Source organism: Pseudomonas sp. BC42 (assembly GCF_021560055.1).
In the GTDB taxonomy this organism is placed as follows: Bacteria; Pseudomonadota; Gammaproteobacteria; order Pseudomonadales; family Pseudomonadaceae; genus Aquipseudomonas.
In genome coordinates, this window is sequence record NZ_CP091067.1 from 3144775 (window position 1) to 3163650 (window position 18876).

20 protein-coding genes are annotated in these 18876 nt (G+C 58.7%); 9 read left to right on the top strand and 11 right to left on the bottom strand.

The annotated features are described in order from the left end of the window. Positions 1 to 175: 175 nt before the first annotated feature. The 4 genes from L1O02_RS14510 to L1O02_RS14525 form a co-directional block, all read right to left on the bottom strand. On the bottom strand, positions 176 to 1174 hold the full coding sequence (locus L1O02_RS14510; protein ID WP_235760142.1) for a zinc-binding dehydrogenase: 999 nt from the start codon (positions 1172 to 1174) through the stop codon (positions 176 to 178). Positions 1175 to 1240: 66 nt separating this feature from the next. Beyond that, positions 1241 to 2110, bottom strand: a complete 870-nt coding sequence (locus L1O02_RS14515) for an alpha/beta hydrolase (RefSeq protein WP_235760143.1) — start codon at positions 2108 to 2110, stop codon at positions 1241 to 1243. Between the two features lie 75 nt (positions 2111 to 2185). Beyond that, the gene (locus tag L1O02_RS14520; protein WP_235760144.1) at positions 2186 to 2974 is read right to left on the bottom strand and encodes an SDR family oxidoreductase; all 789 of its coding nucleotides are present in this window, start codon (positions 2972 to 2974) and stop codon (positions 2186 to 2188) included. 54 nt (positions 2975 to 3028) lie between these two features. Beyond that, positions 3029 to 4129 (bottom strand): alkene reductase, encoded by a 1101-nt coding sequence (locus L1O02_RS14525; RefSeq protein WP_235760145.1) that lies wholly within the window; start codon positions 4127 to 4129, stop codon positions 3029 to 3031. A gap of 149 nt (positions 4130 to 4278) precedes the next feature. Here L1O02_RS14525 and L1O02_RS14530 point away from each other — a divergent pair, with 149 nt between their 5' ends. Further along, entirely contained in the window at positions 4279 to 4866 is a 588-nt protein-coding gene (locus L1O02_RS14530; protein ID WP_235760146.1) for a TetR family transcriptional regulator, read from the top strand. A gap of 122 nt (positions 4867 to 4988) precedes the next feature. On the opposite strand, the gene L1O02_RS14535 is transcribed toward L1O02_RS14530, so the two are convergent. Both L1O02_RS14535 and L1O02_RS14540 read right to left on the bottom strand, forming a co-directional pair. Next, positions 4989 to 7700 (bottom strand): AAA domain-containing protein, encoded by a 2712-nt coding sequence (locus L1O02_RS14535; RefSeq protein ID WP_235760147.1) that lies wholly within the window; start codon positions 7698 to 7700, stop codon positions 4989 to 4991. A gap of 211 nt (positions 7701 to 7911) precedes the next feature. Then, positions 7912 to 8799, bottom strand: coding sequence for a LysR substrate-binding domain-containing protein (locus L1O02_RS14540; RefSeq protein ID WP_235760148.1), 888 nt, complete (start codon positions 8797 to 8799; stop codon positions 7912 to 7914). Positions 8800 to 8907: 108 nt separating this feature from the next. Between L1O02_RS14540 and L1O02_RS14545 the strand changes: the two genes are divergently transcribed. Beyond that, complete coding sequence (locus L1O02_RS14545; RefSeq protein WP_235760149.1) at positions 8908 to 9243, top strand: carboxymuconolactone decarboxylase family protein; 336 nt, start codon at positions 8908 to 8910, stop codon at positions 9241 to 9243. Positions 9244 to 9249: 6 nt separating this feature from the next. Continuing rightward, positions 9250 to 9624 (top strand): tautomerase family protein, encoded by a 375-nt coding sequence (locus L1O02_RS14550; protein ID WP_108543976.1) that lies wholly within the window; start codon positions 9250 to 9252, stop codon positions 9622 to 9624. Positions 9625 to 9690: 66 nt separating this feature from the next. On the opposite strand, the gene L1O02_RS14555 is transcribed toward L1O02_RS14550, so the two are convergent. From L1O02_RS14555 to L1O02_RS14565, 3 genes are all read right to left on the bottom strand, one after another. After that, a complete protein-coding gene (locus L1O02_RS14555) occupies positions 9691 to 10602 on the bottom strand; it encodes a GIY-YIG nuclease family protein (protein ID WP_235760150.1) in 912 nt (303 codons plus the stop codon). Positions 10603 to 10634: 32 nt separating this feature from the next. Next, positions 10635 to 11054, bottom strand: coding sequence for a hypothetical protein (locus tag L1O02_RS14560; protein ID WP_235760151.1), 420 nt, complete (start codon positions 11052 to 11054; stop codon positions 10635 to 10637). Positions 11055 to 11187: 133 nt separating this feature from the next. Then, positions 11188 to 11973 carry a helix-turn-helix transcriptional regulator gene (locus L1O02_RS14565; protein ID WP_060839497.1) on the bottom strand — a complete coding sequence of 262 codons (786 nt, stop codon included), beginning with the start codon at positions 11971 to 11973 and terminating at the stop codon, positions 11188 to 11190. 138 nt (positions 11974 to 12111) lie between these two features. On the opposite strand from L1O02_RS14565, the gene L1O02_RS14570 reads away from it, so the two are divergent. After that, positions 12112 to 13215 carry a polyamine ABC transporter substrate-binding protein gene (locus tag L1O02_RS14570; RefSeq protein WP_108543970.1) on the top strand — a complete coding sequence of 368 codons (1104 nt, stop codon included), beginning with the start codon at positions 12112 to 12114 and terminating at the stop codon, positions 13213 to 13215. A 165-nt stretch (positions 13216 to 13380) separates the two neighbouring features. Then, positions 13381 to 14553 carry a contractile injection system protein, VgrG/Pvc8 family gene (locus tag L1O02_RS14575; RefSeq protein WP_235760152.1) on the top strand — a complete coding sequence of 391 codons (1173 nt, stop codon included), beginning with the start codon at positions 13381 to 13383 and terminating at the stop codon, positions 14551 to 14553. A gap of 7 nt (positions 14554 to 14560) precedes the next feature. Here the strand turns inward: L1O02_RS14575 and L1O02_RS14580 are convergent, their stop codons facing one another. Continuing rightward, positions 14561 to 14998, bottom strand: a complete 438-nt coding sequence (locus L1O02_RS14580; protein WP_235760153.1) for a hypothetical protein — start codon at positions 14996 to 14998, stop codon at positions 14561 to 14563. Next, positions 14995 to 15600, bottom strand: coding sequence for a hypothetical protein (locus tag L1O02_RS14585; RefSeq protein WP_235760154.1), 606 nt, complete (start codon positions 15598 to 15600; stop codon positions 14995 to 14997). Before L1O02_RS14585 ends, L1O02_RS14580 begins: the two co-directional genes overlap by 4 nt. Between L1O02_RS14585 and L1O02_RS14590 the strand changes: the two genes are divergently transcribed. The 4 genes from L1O02_RS14590 (at position 15599) to L1O02_RS14605 (ending at position 18846) form a co-directional block, all read left to right on the top strand. Continuing rightward, positions 15599 to 16036, top strand: coding sequence for a hypothetical protein (locus tag L1O02_RS14590; RefSeq protein WP_235760155.1), 438 nt, complete (start codon positions 15599 to 15601; stop codon positions 16034 to 16036). The two genes, L1O02_RS14585 and L1O02_RS14590, sit on opposite strands and share 2 nt — an antisense overlap. A 63-nt stretch (positions 16037 to 16099) precedes the next feature. Then, a complete protein-coding gene (locus L1O02_RS14595) occupies positions 16100 to 16696 on the top strand; it encodes a hypothetical protein (RefSeq protein WP_235760156.1) in 597 nt (198 codons plus the stop codon). A 235-nt stretch (positions 16697 to 16931) separates the two neighbouring features. Beyond that, a complete protein-coding gene (locus L1O02_RS14600) occupies positions 16932 to 17201 on the top strand; it encodes a hypothetical protein (RefSeq protein WP_199009405.1) in 270 nt (89 codons plus the stop codon). A gap of 724 nt (positions 17202 to 17925) precedes the next feature. Next, positions 17926 to 18846 (top strand): hypothetical protein, encoded by a 921-nt coding sequence (locus tag L1O02_RS14605; RefSeq protein ID WP_235760157.1) that lies wholly within the window; start codon positions 17926 to 17928, stop codon positions 18844 to 18846. Positions 18847 to 18876: the final 30 nt, after the last annotated feature.

Sequence of the window (18876 nt, forward strand, 5' to 3'; positions counted from 1 at the left end):
ATCAGGCTGCGCCAAACGATCGCTCGCGGTTCAACAGGCACCACGTCCGGTTGCCGTGCCTGCCTGTTCCGCTCCGGCGCTGACGTCGCCGGATTCTGCTCTGGCGATGACTGGCAAGGCGCTGGAAGGTGCTCAGGCTCGGCCCGCTCTGTTGAGTCATCGGTCGATGGAGTCGTCATTTGATCCTGACCACGACCTTGCCCTTGGCCCGGCCCTGCTCGACGTACTCCAGTGCTTCTGCCGTGGCTGCAAAGGCGAAGCTGCGATCAAGCACCGGCTTGAGGACTCCCGCCTCAATCAGCGCGGTGATCTGTTGCAGTTGGGCGCCATCGGCCCGCATGAACACAAAGGCGTAGCGGATGCCCAGCTTGCGTGCCTTGCGCCGGATACCCCAGCTCAGCAGGCGCATGACCTGCTGCAACGGCCAGGACAAGCCTTGCTCCTGGGCGAACTGCACGGTGGGGGGACCGGAGATGGAGATCAGCTGGCCGCCGGGCTTGAGGACCTTGAGGGATTTTTCCAGGACGTCGCTGCCCAGGCTGTTCAACACCACGTCGTAGCCATGCAGGACGCTTTCGAAGTCCTGCTGCTTGTAGTCGATCACCTGATCGGCGCCCAGGGCTTTGACCCACTCGACATTCGCCGTGCTGGTGGTGGTAGCGACGAAGGCGCCGAGGTGTTTGGCAAGCTGGATGGCAAGGGTGCCGACCCCGCCCGCGCCTGCATGGATCAGCACTTTCTGGCCCTTTTTCAGTTGGGCGGTTTCCACCAGCACTTGCCAGGCAGTGAGTGCGACCAGAGGAATGGACGCGGCTTGGGTCATGTCGATATTGGCCGGTTTCAGGGCAATCGCGTCTTCGTGCACGGCGATCAGTTGGGCGAAGGTTCCGATCCGCTCCTGCGGCGGTCGCGCGTAGACTTCGTCTCCCGGCTTGAAGGCTTGCACCTGCGGGCCGACCGCAACCACGACGCCCGCCAGGTCATTGCCCAGTATCAGGGGCAATGCGTAGGGCAGGATCAGCTTGAATTCGCCGTTGCGGATCTTCGAGTCCAGCGCGTTGACGCCGCTGGCGTGCACCTCGATCAAGACGTCGTGGGCACCCACCTCGGGGGCGGGCACTTCGCGCATGTGCCCGGTGTTCTTGCCATAGCGATCAATTGAAAATGCCTTCATCGGTGTGCGGCTCGTGTCGGTTGTAATAGGGGGGCGGTGCTTGGGTGGCGTGGCGCTCATGGGGGCTCAGTCGTCAAGGAACGCCAGGGCCTTGGCCACGAAGTCAGCGTAGTACTGGAAAATGCCGCCGTGCCCGGCATCCTCGTACATCACCAGCTGTGCGTTGGGGATACGCTTGGCCAGGGCATGGGAGTTGACGCTGGGCACCATGATGTCGTTGTCGCCATTGACGATCAGCGTTGGCGCCTGCAAGCGCTCGAGAGACTGCGGCGCCTGTCTGCCCCACGCGGTGATGGCTTGCAGCTGCCGCAGGAAAGCGCCGGGCGTCGGGCCCTTGTCGCGATGCTTGCTGCGGGCTTTGAGGCGTTGCAGATACTCCGCGGCGGCTCGACGACCCTGGGGCGTCGAGGTAAAGAACAGGTAGAACTTGGGATCGCGCAAGGTCAGCAGGCCTTTGAGCATCAAGGGCCAGGTCACCGAGCCGACCTGGTCGATACCGCTGCCGCCGGCCGGCCCGGTGCCGGTGAGAATCAAGCGACGCACCGATTGCGGGGCCTTCAGGGCAATGTCCTGAGCGACGAAGCCGCCGAGTGAAAAGCCCAGCACATCGACGCGCTTGAACCCCAGGGCCTGTATCAGCTCGATGGCGTCTTGCGCCATTTCGCCGACCGTCATTGGCGCGCTGCCACCCGAGCCGCCGATGCCGCGATAGTCGGTGGTGATGACCCGCCGGGTCTGGGCCAGTCCATCGATGATGGCCGGGTCGAAGTGGTCCAGCACCGCGCCCCAATGGTTAAACAGCACCAGGGGCACGCCGCCCGCGGGACCGGTATCGCGGTAGGCGAAGGGAATGCCCCTGACCATGATCGACTGGTTCGCCGCGTTGATGAACGAGGTCTGCACAGCCGGGGTGCGAGTTGTCTGTATGGGATTCATTGCTACTCCGAACAGCGGAGCGGATTCGTCGCAGTGCCTGCCGCGAATCCGCCGCGAATGCTCGCTATCTGACGATCATTGTTGGGCCTGGTAACGCTGGGCAACCTCGGATTGACGGATCTGCCCCAGCAGGGCCTGACGCGCGTTCTGCAGGTCATCCCAGCGTTCGGCCTGTTGCAGCGGCGGGATGGTCACCGGTTCGCGCCGATCGAAACCGACCAGGGCGGCATCCACCAGATCGCCGACTTCCATGATGTCGCTCAGGGTGTTGATGTCGACGCCTGAGCGGTCCCAGATCTCCGTGCGGGTCGCCGCCGGCAGCACGGCCTGCACGTACACGCCCTGGGGCGCCAGCTCCAGGCTCAGGCCTTGGGAAAGGAACAGTACGAAAGCCTTGGTCGCGCCATACACCGTCATGCCGAACTCCGGCGCCAGGCCCACCACCGAACCGATGTTGATGATCGCGCCGTCGCCGGCCTTGGCCAGGCGCGGGGCAATGGCACTGGCCAGGCGCACCAGCGCGGTGGTGTTGAGGGCGACCAGTTGCGCAACGCTGTCGGTGCTTTGCTCGATGAAGCTGCCGGACAGGGCGGCGCCGGCGTTGTTGACCAGGATGCCGATTCGGGCGTCGTCGCGCAGGCGGGTTTCCACGGCGGTCAGATCGCCGGATTGGGTCAGGTCCGCCGCGATGACATCGATGGCGACCCGGTGTTCGCTGCGCAGTCGGGCGGCCAGTGCGTCCAGGCGTGCCTGATCGCGGGCGACCAGCACCAGATCGTGGCCGCGCTGCGCGAAGCGCTCGGCGTAGACGGCGCCAATGCCGGTGGAGGCGCCGGTGATGAGAACGGTAGGGCGAGTGCTCATGGATTCATCTCTCTTTCAGGGGTGGCAAAGGCAGGTTGTGCGATCAGGGAGGGCTCAGCTGGCGCTGGTGCCCGATTCAGCCAAGGTCGGGTAGTCGATATAGCCCGTCGCGCCGCCGCCATAGAGCGTGGCGGGATTGAAGGCGGACAGCGGCGCGCCGCTTTGCAGGCGCTCCACCAGATCCGGGTTGGCAATGAACGGGCGACCGAAGGCGATCAGATCGGCCTGGTCTTCGGCCAGCCTCGACGTCGCCAACTCCAGGTCATAGCCGTTGTTGGCGATGTAGGTGTTTTTGAAGCGCTGGCGCAGGGCGCTGAAGTCGAACGGCGCCACCTCGCGCGGACCGCCGGTCGCCCCTTCGACCACATGCAGGTACACCACGCCCAGGGCATCAAGTTGATCGACGAGGTAATTGAACTGCGCCTGCGGATCACTGCTGGAAACGTCGTTGGCCGGCGACACCGGTGACAGGCGTACCCCGGTGCGATCCGCGCCGATTTCGTCGATCACGGCTGCCGTCACCTCAAGCAACAGACGGGCGCGATTTTCAATCGAACCGCCGTAAGCGTCGGTGCGCGAGTTGGCGCTGTCCTTGAGGAACTGATCCAGCAAATAGCCGTTCGCGCCGTGTATTTCCACGCCATCGAACCCGGCAGCGACAGCGTTTGCTGCGGCCTGGCGGAAGTCGGCGACGATCCCCGGCAGCTCGTTGATATCCAGCGCGCGGGGCTCGGAGACGTCCTCAAAGCGGTTATTGACGAACACCTTGGTGGCCGCGCGCAGCGCGGAAGGAGCCACAGGGGCGGCGCCGTTTTCTTGCAGATCAACGTGGGATACGCGGCCGACATGCCACAGTTGCATAAAGATCTTGCCGCCCTTGGCATGCACCGCGTCGGTCACCGTGCGCCAGCCATCAATCTGCGCCTGGGTGTAGATCCCGGGGGTGTCCTGATAGCCCTGGCCCTGTTGGGAAATCTGCGTGGCTTCGCTGATCAGCAAGCCTGCGCTAGCGCGTTGGCTGTAATAGGTGGCCGCGAATTCGCTTGGAACAAAGCCTTCGCCCGCGCGGTTGCGTGTCAGTGGCGCAAGGACGATGCGGTTCGACAGCGCGAGGGTGCCAAGGGTGTAAGGGGTGAACAGATTCTGATCGGTCATCGGGTGTCTCTTCCGTGCCTGGTGGTGGAGGTCGGTGGTGCGTGCAATTAGGATGATGATCGAAATCTAAACTGTCAACGGTTTTGATTATGGTCGACATCTATGTATGATTGGGGCCATGATTTCCCAATGAACATGAGGTATTGCACGTGAGAGTGAGCAAGGCCCAGGCACAGGCCAATCGAGAGCACATCGTTGAAACGGCCTCTGAACTGTTCCGTGAGCGCGGCTTCGACGGGGTCGGCGTGTCGGATCTCATGGCGGCGGCCGGTTTCACCCACGGCGGCTTCTACAAGCATTTCGGCTCCAAGGCCGACCTGATGGCCGAAGCCTCGGCCTGCAGCCTGTCCAAATCCCTGGCCGCGGCGGCGGCGCTTGATGTACCGGGGTTCATTGAAGTCTATGTGTCGAGAGCGCACCGGGACCGGCGTGGCGATGGATGCACCATGGCCGCGTTGGGAGGCGATGCGGCGCGTCAGTCGGATGATCTGAAAGCGACGTTTGCCGAAGGGATCGAGCACACCCTGCAGACCCTGGGGGAGAAATACCCGACCGGACCGGACGCGCTGGCGGGCGAGGGCAGAAAGAAAATGATCGACCTGCTGTCACGTGCGGTCGGTGCGATCCTGTTGTCGCGAGCCTGCCCGGATGATTCCGCGCTGGCGGATGAGATTCTTGAGGTGTGCCGCGCTGAGATGTTGGCGTCGTTGCCGGTGGCGGATGGCGAGCCTGCTTGATGGGGGCGAAGCGCTTAAAACTGCCGGGATAGCGGGGCTGCTGCGGTTCTGCGCTGGGGGAGCGGCAAGATCATGCAGCAGCCGGCTGAATTCACTGCCCGTGACGGCCTCTGAGCCGGCGCTTATGCGCCATGCGCAGGGCTGCTCCACTGCCCGATAAAGTCGCCAATTCTCCGCTCAATGTCACTCTCAACGGTCCGCAACCGGAGAATAGGAATGCCACTTCTAGCCAAAATTTCATTTTTCATGGCGTCCCGAGCTGCCTGCACGGGGCGGTCGTGGTACCCGCCATCGACCTCGATCACCCCTATCGGTTTCTTGCCCACTTTGAAATAGATCACGAAATCGCAACTGGCACGCCTCATGAACGCCCGCTGGGGTTCCGTCCAGTCGAGGCTGCCCGGCGATGCAAGCTTATCCAGCTGGATCTGTGTGTGGTACTTCAATGCCTGGCACGCCGGAGCTGATAACGCTTCGCGCAGCAACTGCGCCACGATCTGCTCGGACTTGTAGCGTGAGTCCGCTGATCGCAGGCGGGCGTCCAAGCGTGCCAGAGACTGGTCGTACTCGCGATACAGCAAGTCGAATGCCGACACCACCGGCGCGCGCACGATCTGCTCGTCCTGCGCGTAATAGCTGATGTAGCGGATCAGCGCGGCGATATGGCCATTGTTGTCCGTGAACACCTCGTCGCCGGTCACCAGGGTGAAGCGATGTTTGGCCCGCGACACTGCCACGTTGATCATGCGCGGGTCGTCGACGAAATCCAGGCGTGTTTGCGTCTGGTTGTAGCGCTTCTTGTCCAGCACGGTAGAGAAGACGATCTCGTCGCATTCGCGCCCCTGAAACTTGTGCACGGTGTCCTTGACGAAATCCGTTGGCAAGTGGGTGTCGGATAGGGTGACTTGCGCCCTGAACGGGGCGATGTAACCGCGGCCTTCGCTGTCCATTCCGACAGGCTGCCCCTCGTCCTCAAGCACCTTCAGCAGGGAGTCCAATTCCCGAAGATTGGTGTTCTTCCTGGCGTGGTTGCCCTTGGCGGTCACCACCAGGCGCAGGGGGGCTTTGCCCTTGTCCTCGGTCATCGGCACCAGTGCGTTGTCGTAGAACTGCTGGTTGCAGAACTGGATGATCCTGGGGTGGCAGCGGTAATGTTCTTTCAGCAGGGTTCTGGGCAGCGCGTCCTGGAACACGGCAATACACGAATCCAGCAAGCTGTAGCGCTCGCAATCGTAGACCTCGGCCGGCGCCTGAAGCCCCAGTGCCACAGGGATATGCGGCAACTGGCGGTTGTCTCCAACGACGATCAGGTTCTTTGCGCAGCCCAGTGGCAGGATGCCCGGCACGATGTCCTGCAAGGAGGCTTCATCGATGATCACGTAGTCGAGGACTGCGCCCGGCGCGATCGAGTTGACGATGGAGTGCGTGCCGCTGCCCAGAATAGGGAAACGCTGCACGAAGGCATCGAAATGCCTGCAGTAGGTTTTGACATCAAAGCTGTCCGACGGCGGTACCTGACGTTGCAGATGCTGCTTCAGATGGTGCATCGAAGCGGTTGTCAGTTCATTGAGCAGGGCTGTGAAATTCGCGCGTGCCAACGATTCACGGCACGCCCGCAGTTCAGCTTCCTTATCCCGTAGCGACTTGTCGTAGTAATGCAGCTGCAGGGCATGGAAAACGGCCATGCGCGCCTCGCCCTCGGCGAATGGCTTGGTGCGAAAGATTCTGAATTTGAACAGGAGCTCAATACGGTCCTTGAGGTGAATGCGCTGCTCGCCGAGGTAAGCCAGGTAGGCCATGAGGTCGGCAGTCTTGCGCGGTGTCAGGCCGTACTTGTCGAGCGGGCCTATGGCCTGTACCTCGTTTTCTGCCTGCCATTGCTGCAGGTAGCGCCGCTCGATGACCAGTTCGTCCAGCTCGATTTGCAGTTGTGCCGCCCTGTTGTGGTCTTGCAGGTGTTGCTTCAAGCGGGCCAGCAAGGCCTGGATCTCATCCAGGGACGGCGCCGGCTCGGGCGCGCTTGATGGCCAAGCAGGCAGGGCGGCGAAGAAGGCCTCACGTTTCTCCTGGTTGCCAAGCTTGGCGACCAAGTGGCCCAGGCCGTATTTCTCCAGTTTTTCGTAGACGTTCTCCACGGCCGCATTGTTGTTGGACAGCACCGCCACCGTCTGCCCACGTAACAGAATATTGGCGAGGATGTTGAGGATTGTCTGGGTCTTGCCGGTCCCTGGCGGGCCTTCGATCACGCTGATTTGTGCGCTGAACGCCCGCTCGACCGCCTGAAGCTGACTCTCGTTGAGTCCGAACGGATAGATAAGCCCCTGACCCGGCGGCAACGTGCCGTTGCGCGCCGTGCAATAGGCTTGCAAGGCCGTGTCAGCGATGGCAGGCAGTTTTCCGAGCTGGCGCACCACGTTGTCGGCAATTTCACGGTCAGTCTTCGACTCAGCGTGATCCCGTCGAGCATTCGCCACGCTCGTGAAATAGCGAAAGGCTGGCGTTTCCTTCACCGATGTCGGGGCGGAAAATCCGATACCGTCCATCTTGAAGACGTAAGGTTTTTGGGTCCCGGGGTAGTGCACGACAGCATATCGCTCGCCGTAAATCTTGGCTTTGGCAATGGGCTTGACGACTGTGCTGCCGGACTTGTGCAGCAATACGTTGCTCAACTCTCGGGTGGGCAAGACTTGGCATTCACTGAGCGGGCGGGTGTGTTTTTTCCTGGGAGGGTAGTGATAGGTCAGTTCCAGGGTTTCATTTTTATCGCTCCAGCGAATCGCCCAGTCGCTGATCTTTGCGGTCTTGTCCTCACCATCCACCTGAATCGAAGCCATATTCCATATCCTTATGCGCATGACATCCGGCTTCGTCTTGTGCCGAATGCGACCTTCTCCAAGAGGAGTCATATTGCCATCATTGTTTGCAGGGTCGATAGCCGGCTCATGCGTTTAGCCATTTTCCGTGCTTCCTGCCGATAGCTTTCCTTCGCGTAGGGCTACTCACGGCCCATGGCCGTTGTCCGAATTGCCCCCTGGATGCCTTAAATCATGTCGTGCTCGTGAACCGATACGCCTGTTCTTCCAGGCTGGTCTTGATCAGTGCGGCCAACAGTTGGGTGGCGGGTGTTGGATCGCTGCCATGGCTGTGCAGCACATAGCCGAGGCTTGGCACCGGGGGGAGGCCAGACACAACGGTGAGATGGTTCGGCAGGCCGATGCGGGTACGCAGCGTCAGGCCCAATCCGGCGGCGACGGCCGCCCAGATACCGCTGACGCTGGGGCTGGTGAGGGCGATTCGCCAGGGTAGGTGCGCGGCATCCAGCGCCTGGAGGGCGGCGCTGCGCAACAGGCAAGGTGCGTCGAACATGATCAGTGGCAGCGGTGAGTCGTCGGCTGCCATAAGCAGGGAGGTATCGCGGGGCCCGATCCAGTGCATCGGCGTTTCGCCCAGGCGTGTGGCATGGGGCGGCAGGTGCCCGGTGTCCCAGGTCAGGGCCAGGTCCAGATCGGCGCTTTCGACCAGCGCCAGCAGTTCGGCGTTACGGGCGATCCTGACTTCAAGCTTCACCCTCGGGTACGTCTGAACGAAGCGGCGCAGGATATCGCTCAGGAAATGTTCGCCGAAGTCCTCTTGAAGCCCGAGGCGTATGGTGCCGGCGGTTTGGCTTTCACGCAGAGTCTGGAAAATACCGTCGTTCAGCTCCAGCAACCGGCGGGCATGGCTGATCAGTGTTTCTCCCGCGGCGGTCAAGACCAGTCCGCGACCGGACTTGGTCAGCACCGGCGTACCTATCTGTTCCTCAAGTTTCTTCAATTGAGCGCTTACGGCAGACGTTGACCGACCGAGCCGAGTCGACGCCTTGGCAAAACTGTTGAGCTCCACGCCGGTGACGAAGGTGCGCAATACGTCAAGATCTAAAGTCGGGCGACGCATTCAATGGTCCACTTATTTGGGATGATTGGCGCTATTAAATCTGATATTCGGCACTGTCGCGACTTGATAGTTTGCCCCCGTCAATTGGGACGTCAGGGGAGGAACATCATGAATGCATCGACGGGCACGGAACGAGAACATCAGAGCCGCTACCCGCAGAAATTCGCCGAGCTGACCGACAGCGTATTGTTTGGCGACATGTGGACACGCACGCAATTGAATCCCCGTGAGCGCAGCCTGGTGACAGTGGCCGCGCTGGTGGCAATGTACCGTCTGGAACAACTGCCCTTTCATTTGAGGCGGGCCCTGGATAACGGCTTGGCTGTCGACGAGCTGGTCGAAGTCATGACCCACCTGGCGTTCTATTCAGGTTGGCCGACCGCCGCCTCGGCGCTGAATGTGCTCAGTGAGCTACAGGCCTGCCTTGCAGAACCTCAGGAGTGATCGTTGATGCCGTTTGCACGAATTTCACTGCACCGCGGCAAGTCGGCCGAGTATTTACGGGCGTTGTCCGAGGGCTTGCACGACGCCTTGGTCGAGAGCTTCGAGGTGCCGAAGTCTGATTGCTTCCAGGTCATTCACCAACATGAGCCCGGCGAGCTGATCTTTGATCCCCACTACCTGGGAGGGCCGCGCAGCCATGACTTTGTGCTGATCGCGATAACCGCGGGCCGCCCGCGAAGCGTGGCGACCAAACAGCGTTTTTACCGCGATCTGGTCGACAAGTTGCGGCGGGCGACGGGGCTCAACGCGGAGGACGTCATGGTGGTGATTTCCACGACGGCCAGTGATGAGTGGTCATTTGGAGGAGGGCGCGGTAACTAGCCGTCGGGTTTGTGCGGCGTCTGTATTGACGCCGTGCATCCGTTATCAGGTGGACAGGTAGGTCCATTAGTTGCCGTTCAGCCCGCTGTCGCGGGTCAGAAGGCGGCGTTTCCAATGAATTTCCTTCTGCATCATTTCGTCCTTGCCAGTGTGCTTGTCGGCAATTTCAAGGATGCTGAACCTGAAATTTTCCGCGAAATTCTCGCCACGCCGGGTGTGCAGGTCACGTAGGCGGATGTTTCCGCCATGTCCGTTATGGGCGTAGGTGACCCAGCGTTCCCATACACCGCCAGTGCCGGTCGCGGAGCCTACGTATAGCTGATGCTCGCCTTCGGTGCGGTCGGAGATGAGGTACACGCCCGCCACGCTGGAAAGCGCGGTCTGCCATGACTCCAGGCCTTGCTTGACGATGATGTTCAGTTCCCGATGGGAGATATCGACTTCCTTGAAGCCAGGAAACTTGCCGACCGTCATGGGCTTTTCCAGGATCGAGGACACCACCATGCTTTTCAGGCAGGTTTCCAGCCAGAGATAGTTCCCCCGCGGCTTGGCGTAGTCGAGTATCAAGCGACCCTCCAGCTCGGCAAATTCAGGCACGCGGCGGTAGTCATAGACAAAGTCATGCTTGTCTTTATTAGTCTCCGACTCGTTGAGTTTGAGTGAGTCGTAAACGCCAGCCAGCAGCCATTTCTTGGTGCCAGGCAGTTCCACCAGGCCGATCACGTATTCGCATTCGAAGTTCCTGCGCGACTGCCACGACTGCCATTTGTCGAACTCGCCGGCGAGGTAAACGTCCATCGGGTGGTCAATGCCGTTGTGTTGGGCCAGATGAACCTTGGTGTTCTGCATGCTGAGTGACGGCAGGAGGCTGGTCAGAAGCTGTATAAGCATGAGGGATTGGCTCTGTTGAGAAATCACGTAGCGAAGCCACAAATGTGCGCGGCCGCCTGAAACGGGGTGACGTTGCGCAACAAGCATATTTGCGCACCGCCGGTAAGCCTGGGTGGCTGTCAGGAAAATCGCTGGCGACGCTCAATCTTTCTGCGCGCCAGCGAACCTCCCGCTAGCACCGCCGGCATGATGGCCAGGCAGCAGGTGAAATGCACCCAGCCCATTTGGCTTCCCGAGAAGAACCCCACCGGTAGGCCCCAGACCAGCAGGATGATGACCCCGACCCAGATGGCGGGACGCAAGGTGCGGGTCGCCTGGGTCCGGGTGCTGACAAATCCGCCAATGCCTGCCGCGAGGGCCCAGCCAAGCACCGTCAGCCATTGAACGCTGTTGATGCTGACCAGTTGATCGTGCTGTTGTCTCCAACCCGGTTCGCCCAGGGCAACGAACGCAGGAGGGAGAAGCTGTGAAATGGCCAGACCGAAAACAGGCAGCACCAAAGCGCAGGAGAGCAGGCCGAAGACAATGGCTTTAAACATGGGGTGTTCGACATCCGTGTTGAGAGGGGCTTGGAGGGTGTTGCTGGTGGGATGCGGGGTTCGTGAGGCATCCAGGCTAAGCAGTGGTTTGTTTACGGCTTCCCGGGTAGGAGCGTCAGCGAGGTTGTTGGCGTCAAGAGAGCACCTCCTGTTTGGGCATGAAGAAGCGAGCGAAGAGTTCGGATTGTGACTTGATGTTCAGCTTGGCGTAGATGTTACGGCGATGAACCTTGACGGTTTCCGCGGAGAGGGAGAGCTTGCCGGCGATTTCCTTGTTGGAGAAGCCGCTGAGCAACAGCCGCAGTACATCGCTTTCCCGCGTGGTTATCTGGGTGCCCAGTTGGCCGATGGTTTCCGGCCATTGCGGCGGGGCGGCGAGGCTCTTCTCCAGATCGATCTCAAAGCACATGCGTTGATGCATCAGAGCCATCACCCAAGGCTTGATGAGGTCGAGCATGGTGATTTGTTCTTGATTGAAACGAACCCGGCTGCCGATGGAAATGCACAGGGTTCTATCGGCATCCAGTTGCACGTTGTATTGCACTTCATCCATGGAAATGTATTGGGCGAAGTACTGGTGGTAGTACTCGGTTTCAACGAAGTATTCCGGGGCAATGTCCAATAAGTGAAAGAAGCCGCTTTGCGGGTTTTCCCGGTTGGCGATGTAAAAGGGGTCCAGCAAGTAAAGTCCCTTTACATATAGATGAGTGAAGGCGTCCACCTCTTCCACATCGGCAATCTCGGGAAGACTGATCACTTGCACCTGTTGATTGCTGAAGATCAGTACAACCCAGTTATCGATCTGCACATATTCATTGAGCGTACGAATAAGCGAACTCCAGAAGTCTGGACGGTTCAACTGCATGATCAGTTTTCCAATCGATCGATGCCAGGCCAGGCTATGAAGGTCGAGTGGCATTTTCTACCCCTTTAGGGTTAGGGAATCGTGGGTCAAGGGTAAGTATTTGGAGGTATTTACTATTGGCTTGGGCTCGGTATATTCGCTTGCAGGATTTACGACAGCCATGAGGGCACGTCGTCTGGACAAGGATGTTGCATGAGAAAATCACCTTTGCGAACCGTTTTTTCAGCCGCGCTTCTCTGTGCCGGGATCAGCACATCGGCAGGGGCGGCAGAGCCCGGAATGTACTTGTACAACTGGTTCGGGCTGCTCGCGCCGGAAACCCCAAAAGAGTTCGAGCAGGCCACCGGCACCCGCATTCACATGGATGCCTTCGACAGCGCCGAGATCATGCAGAGCAAGGTCATGGCCGGGCGCACGGGGTATGACGTGGTGGTGGCGACCTCCAACGTGCTGCCCAGCCTGATCCAGGCCGGAGTGCTGCAGCCGCTGGACCCGGCGCAACTGAGCAATCTGTCCCACGTCGACCCGGACATCCTGGCCCAGCTCGCGGTCAATGATCCGGGCAATCGTTACGCGGTGCCCTATCTGTGGGGCACCACCGGGATCGGCTATGACGTGGACAAGGTCAAAGCGGCGCTGGGCGACGATGCGCCGGTCAATAGCTGGGACCTGATCTTCAAGGAAGAGAACATCAGCAAGCTGCAGTCCTGTGGCGTGGCCATGCTCGACTCGCCCAGCGAGATCATTTCCATCGCCCTGAACTACCTTGGGCTCCCGAGCAACAGCAAGAACCCGGATGACTACCAGAAAGCCCAAGCCCTGCTGTTGAAAATCCGTCCCTACATCCTTTATTTCGATTCGTCCCGCATCGACGCCGACTTGGCGGATGGCAACATCTGTGCGGTGGTGGGCTGGGCCAATGGTGCGCTTGCCGCCCAGGCCATCAATGAAAAGTCCAACACTGGGCGCCGGATTACCTACAGCCTTCCGCGTGAAGGCGCACTGGTCTGGTCGGAGAATCTGGTTCTGTTGAAAGACGCTCCGCATCCCAAGGCCGGCATGGCGTTCATCAACTACATGCTGCGCCCGGAAGTGATTGCCAAGACTTCAAATCACACCCTGTACCCCAATGCCAACAAGGATGCCACGGAGTTTGTCCAGCAGAAGTTGCGCGACAATCCCTGGATTTATCCAGACAAGCAAACGGTTGCCACACTGGTTCCACTTGAGCCGCTGCCATTGAAACTGGAGCGGATCCGAACTCGGGTCTGGACCAAGGTGAAGAGCAGCATCTGATTTCGTTGGACTCTTCATCTTCTGCCCTGTGCAAGTTTCATCGCCAGTGCGGGCTCATTATTTAAAACATTCGATGAAATGTACTGGCCATGCGGAGAACAACTTTTCCGCATGGCGGTTTGTGCCTGCGTCCATTCAACACCTCAAGCAACAGGAGAACAGTGGATGTTCAGCCCAGCCCATCAAACGCACTTCAGCTTGACACTCGACGCACTTGATCAGGAGGTTCAAGTGCTTGCCTTCACCGGCGAGGAGGCGATCGGCAAGCCTTACTTCTTCAAGGTGGAGTTTGTCTGCGAGCGACCAGAGCAGGAGCTGCAAAGCCTGGTCGACAGCGAGGCCTTTCTGGCCTTCGACCCCCAGGGCAACGGCGTTCATGGACGCATCTATCACATCGGCAAAGACACTGAGCATTCGCATCCGCAGCGCTACAACCTGGCCCTGGTCCCGCATCTGTCCTACCTGCGCCATCGCACCAACCAGCGCATCTATCAACAGTTTTCGGTGCCGGCCATCGTCGCCTTGATACTCGAAGAACACGGGATCCTGGGGGACGCCTACCGCTTCCAGCTGGGTTCCACCTACCCCAAGCGTGACTGCTGCACCCAGTTCGGTGAAACGGATCTGCATTTCATTCAGCGCTTGTGCGAGGAGGAGGGGATTCACTTTCACTTCCAGCACAGTGCTCAAGGACACGTGCTGGTGTTTGGCGATCATCAGGCGGTCTTCCCGCGGATCGAGCCCGCCACGGCGGTCATGCCCGAGCCCGCCAGAGCGATCAGCCCGCCGACCGGCGAGTACCGCCGCGCGGCTTATCGTCAGGTGGAGGGGCAGGGTTCGCGCACCGAACTGCACAGCGGCCATGTTGTGGACCTCTGTGGCGCCCCTGGCCAGGAGCGCAATGAGGCATGGCTGCTGACTCGGGTCATCCACGCAGGCGGCCAACCGCAGCTGTCGGACGAGCACGCCGTCGACAACCCGAGCGCCGGGGATGGCCGGCAGTCGGGTTACCGCAATCGTTTCACGCTGGTGCCCTGGGACCTGGCCTACCGTCCGCCTTCGGCGCACGAAAAACCCCAGGTGAGCAGCCAGACCGCAGTGGTCATCGCGGTGGACGACGAGGCACTGCGCGGTGATCGGCGCCTGGCAAGGCTCAAGGTCAAGTTTCCCTGGGACCGCGAAGGACGGTTCGATGACAAAAGCAGTTGCTGGCTTGGGGGCGCCGCCAACTGGCACTGCGCAACGACCCCGCTGCGAGCGGGCGTGGAAGTCAGAGTCACCTTTCTTGAAAGCGACCCCGATCAGCCCCTGATCAGCGGTTGCCTGTGCTGTGGCTAGCGCCCGGTCATTGCCCGGCGCTTCTGGCGGCGAAGGTTTCGCCGCTCAGGATGATGACGTTGTCTCTTGAGTGGATGCTGGTGATGCTGTTGATCACCACCTTGAGTGCGCTTGAGTTCGGCAACAGGAAAAAAAACAACTCGAAATGCAGGTAGTCCTGGATCAGGCGCGCCGCCAGGTCCGGATGGTCTTGCAGCAGCGCCCTGAAGCTTGGGTAGTCCAGCTCTGCCAGTTGCGGAATGTCGATAAAACCTTGGGCCAGATCGTCGGTTCTGCATTCGGCGTTGAAGGTGTCGGCGACATCAAGAAAGCCAGGCGGCAGATCGCTGTGGTTGATGCGCAGCTCATAGGGCGTTGCCGGGATCGACAGCGCCTCGCCGAAGCCCAGGCTGCGATAGCCGACGGTTCGCGGGTCGATGAGTTGGCCGGCTGAGGTGAACTTCATGATGGGCTCTCGGGTTGCTCGGGTGCTGAAGGGGTGGGGCTATCTTCGAGCCTGCCCGCTTGGGGTTTGGCGGTTGCGAGGTAGTAAAGGATATAGCCCGAATACACCAGCGAGCCGGCTGCCACTTCCTGCTCGAAGCACTGCTTGAGCTCATCCTCATCGGTAAAACCGTACTGCGCGAGCCGGTTCTCGGCAAAGCCGGCGAGCCTGGACAGGGTGACGCCGTCGATCTCTCCCTGCTCGCCAAAGTCAAAACTCACCGTTGCCGTTGGCAGGTGAACGGCGCAGCCATAGCCGTGCTTGAAGTAACCAATGCCGCCAGTCAGCTGCCCTTGCTCCGGAATGTCGAGCCCCGCCCAGTCGCTGTTGCTGGCGGGGAGGGGGATGGCGCATTGCTGCATCAACTCGACGGCGCAGCGGACGCTGGCCTGGTAGTCGCACACAAGCTGGGCGAGGCGTGGGTTCATGGGGATGGGGGGCGTGGTCAAAGGGGCAGACAATTCCAGAGTTTGCAGCGCGACACAAGCGGCGAGGCTGCAGGATGCGCGAAAGGATCGTGATGTCGGTATATTCGCCCGGACGAATTTTGGAGCCGAAAACATGGGGTTCTCCACCACTGTCTGGGAGTGGTACGGGCAGGATGAGTACAAGCGGGTGCTGGCGGTGGGCGAGGCGATCGATGCCCTGGGGTTTCTGGCACTGGATGCGCAGGCTCAGCAGGCCAGCATCCCTGATTGCCCCGCCTGTGAGGCCTGGTCCATGGCGATGTTGCCGTTGGAGGCGCTGCTAGCAACGTGCGCCAGTGCCTTGCCGGATGAAGTCCGGGCTGGGCTGCACAGCCTCTGGGGGCAATGCAATGGGTTGTCCGAGGCGGCCTTTCACTGTGGCGACCGGGAGATCTTCCAACATGGGCAGTGGCAGTTGCTGCGGGAGGCGGCTGGACAGTTGCTGGCGTTGATGGAGGAGGCGCAGTTGCGGCCCTTTCTGGAGGAATTGAGGGTGGATTGTCGAGGCAAGGTGTATGGCCTGAAGCCTTGACGCCGGTATTGGCCTGAGGTTGTTAACGAAGGCTGCAACCCATGACTGAGTGCAAAGAAACGCATGTTTGACGAGCTGATATTTACCGGTGAAACGCCTGCAAAAGATGATGCCTATGTCGGCGGCGGGGCCTGTCTGCCGACCGATCTGGCTTGGCCCCGTTCGCCTGATGGAGTCCCACTGACCCACCTCATGGCCTTTCCTGGACGTTGGTTTTCAGAGGCCTTGATCGATAGGAATTACTGGGTGTCGGTTTTTGTGCCGTACTGGCCGGGCGAGGTCGGCCACTATCGAAAGTTGCGTGCCGTCCAGGGGCGCTCGGAAGCGGTTGTCATGGGCTATTCGCGAGCCGGTTCCGAGCGGGATGAGGCGGCTCAGCCGATTTCAGATCGCGGGACGGTGCGGCTGGGGGTGAACGGCGACGCGGACGATGATGAAAACCTGGCGTCCAAGTTGGATGGTGTGGACGCCTGGCTGCAGTCGCCTGTTTTAGCGGGGGCAGGGCGCAGAAGAGTTTCTATATATGGGGGTGATCTGGATATAGCGCTGCCTGAGCATAAAGGCGTGCTTTCGGATGGCATGGGGTATCTGTTTCTGGATGAGGACTTTTCAGAGAGGGCAGGCGCGGGGATTGGTCGGTTCTTTTTGCAGTTGGGGTAGGGCGATACGGCGATACCGAAAAATGCGCCAGAACATCTCTTCCCCTACAGTGGCTGTTGGCACGGCGACGCGGTTAGCCGAGTCTGAGGGTGGTTTTTGTGTTGTATTTGCCGGGCGAAGTTGAGCAGGTGACAACGGGTTCAAGTCGTTCGCTTTGCTCACCGAAACGGCTTGAGCTCGTCTCTCAACCAAACGTCAAATGGCAAATTAAAGTCGGTAGCATGGTCGAGAATAAATGAAATTCAATGATGGTGACAGGGTAAAAGTTAAGCCCCACGTGTGGTGGCCGAATGGCGGAGTTGGAGTGGTTTCGTTACCTCCAGAATATGTAAAGGAAGCCTTGGGTGGTGAAGTGGAGTTATCTAGCACTCAACGAACTATGGCTGGAAAAGACAGGATTATTACCAGTGTATGGATTGATTTTGACGAGCCGGCAATGGATTGCAGTGATGACGGCCCTTACCTCGGTGGCGAGGTTCTCTTGGAATATTTGGAACATGTATAGGGTGAAAGTTGAAAAGTAAGTAAGTCTGGAAGATAGCACTTCGCTTGTTTTTCTGCGCAAAAATGCTTGTGCTTATCGACTCGGTTTTGATTCGTCCCATTGGCTGCAAAGAAAATTATGAAACTTTGTTCTCGCCATAGGGAAAATTGAAGGCGAGCGTTTCAAAGTAATAGGAGTGAATTTTTAGCATCGTAGGATCAGGTCACATTAAGCATTTGTCAGATTACCCAAGCAGTGCTGCGACTAGAAACGGAGTCGCAGCAGTTTATGCGTATGGAGTAGAAGGATATTTAACTCGCAAAAACTGACGGCCAAGAGCTGATGGTGGCTACAGGCAGAAATCGACCCGAAACGGCCCTTCGCGAAGGGCAGTAATCGGCCAAGAAGCGCGAAACCACACACGCGCCCTGCTTTTTTGCACCTCATTCAATGAACGGAGTTGCCACGCAACCCAAAAACTCGAAGCTGATAGCCTGTGACTGCTTTTGCAGCATCGACTTTGCGATCTGTCTCAATCGCTCTACCCCCAAAGCGGGTGCGTCGGCATCCTTTGGCTACGTGCCAGCGACGCATGGCTTCGACTCGCATCGATGTATTTGTTGGGCTTTTCGGAGGGTTCTTGTATATTTCCTGCCATAGGCGAAACGGTCAGCAAAAATACTTGATAAACAAAAGCTATTCCGCACTTCCCTCTCCACGCTATAGGTAATGAAAGGGCTCCATTATGAAGTTTGATCTGCCAAATAAAGCGTCCGGGTTCGTGCCAGTAGTTGCAAGAACCTTGGTAAAGGTTCAACCACATGAGAGCCAACATGATGTTTTAGGGCTGAACCATCCCGCTGATGTTTTTATATTTTCCTTCATGAATGCTATACATAGCCTAGACAGGCTTGCGAAGGCGGTAGAAAGAGGTGGCAGCAAAATAAAGGAGTCCGACGAAAGCTTTCTTGATGATCTTAATATTGATATATTCAACATGTTGTTTTATTCAAATAACTACATTGAATCATGCCAGTCCATAGTGAAATCATTGTTCCCTGCTGACGGAGAGACAAAATTTAAGACGGTCTCCAGAGAGTTTCTCGGCGCCATAAAGAGCTATCATAGTCGTACAGCGACTATCATTAACGATATAAAACACAAGCACAGAAGAATTAGAGCATTCACTTTCTCTTGGGCTGATAATGCGATCATCGGTTACTACATCGAAGGTATTGTAGATGAGGGAGTGATCGGCCCTGACTCCGCAATACATAAACCATTCAATGGGATGGGGACTGGCTTTTCGCTAAACACGGAAATCCCATATCATCTATTCCACCTCTACAAAACAGCAGAGTGCCTAGACTCCATCCTTCGAAAATACATCAAGGCTAAACCGGACGAATCATACGTGGCCGGAAGAATGGATGATATCGCTAAATGCCTAAAACAGATTTCTTTAATTCCAACTTTTCTGCTGCCAAACGAGTTTGAAAACGAATATGCTACCGTTGTCAGGAAAGATTCCGATAGCTACACTATCTCTCTGCCTGGAACTCGCAAGCCGCAAAATAATAAACCAGCTATTTGCGATGTAAAACTCGCATCTACTATAGGTCTTAAAGCGCGGACGTTTGCGCCTCCGTACTTCCGTGTACGATGAATATTGATTTCACTTCATAATCTGCAGCTA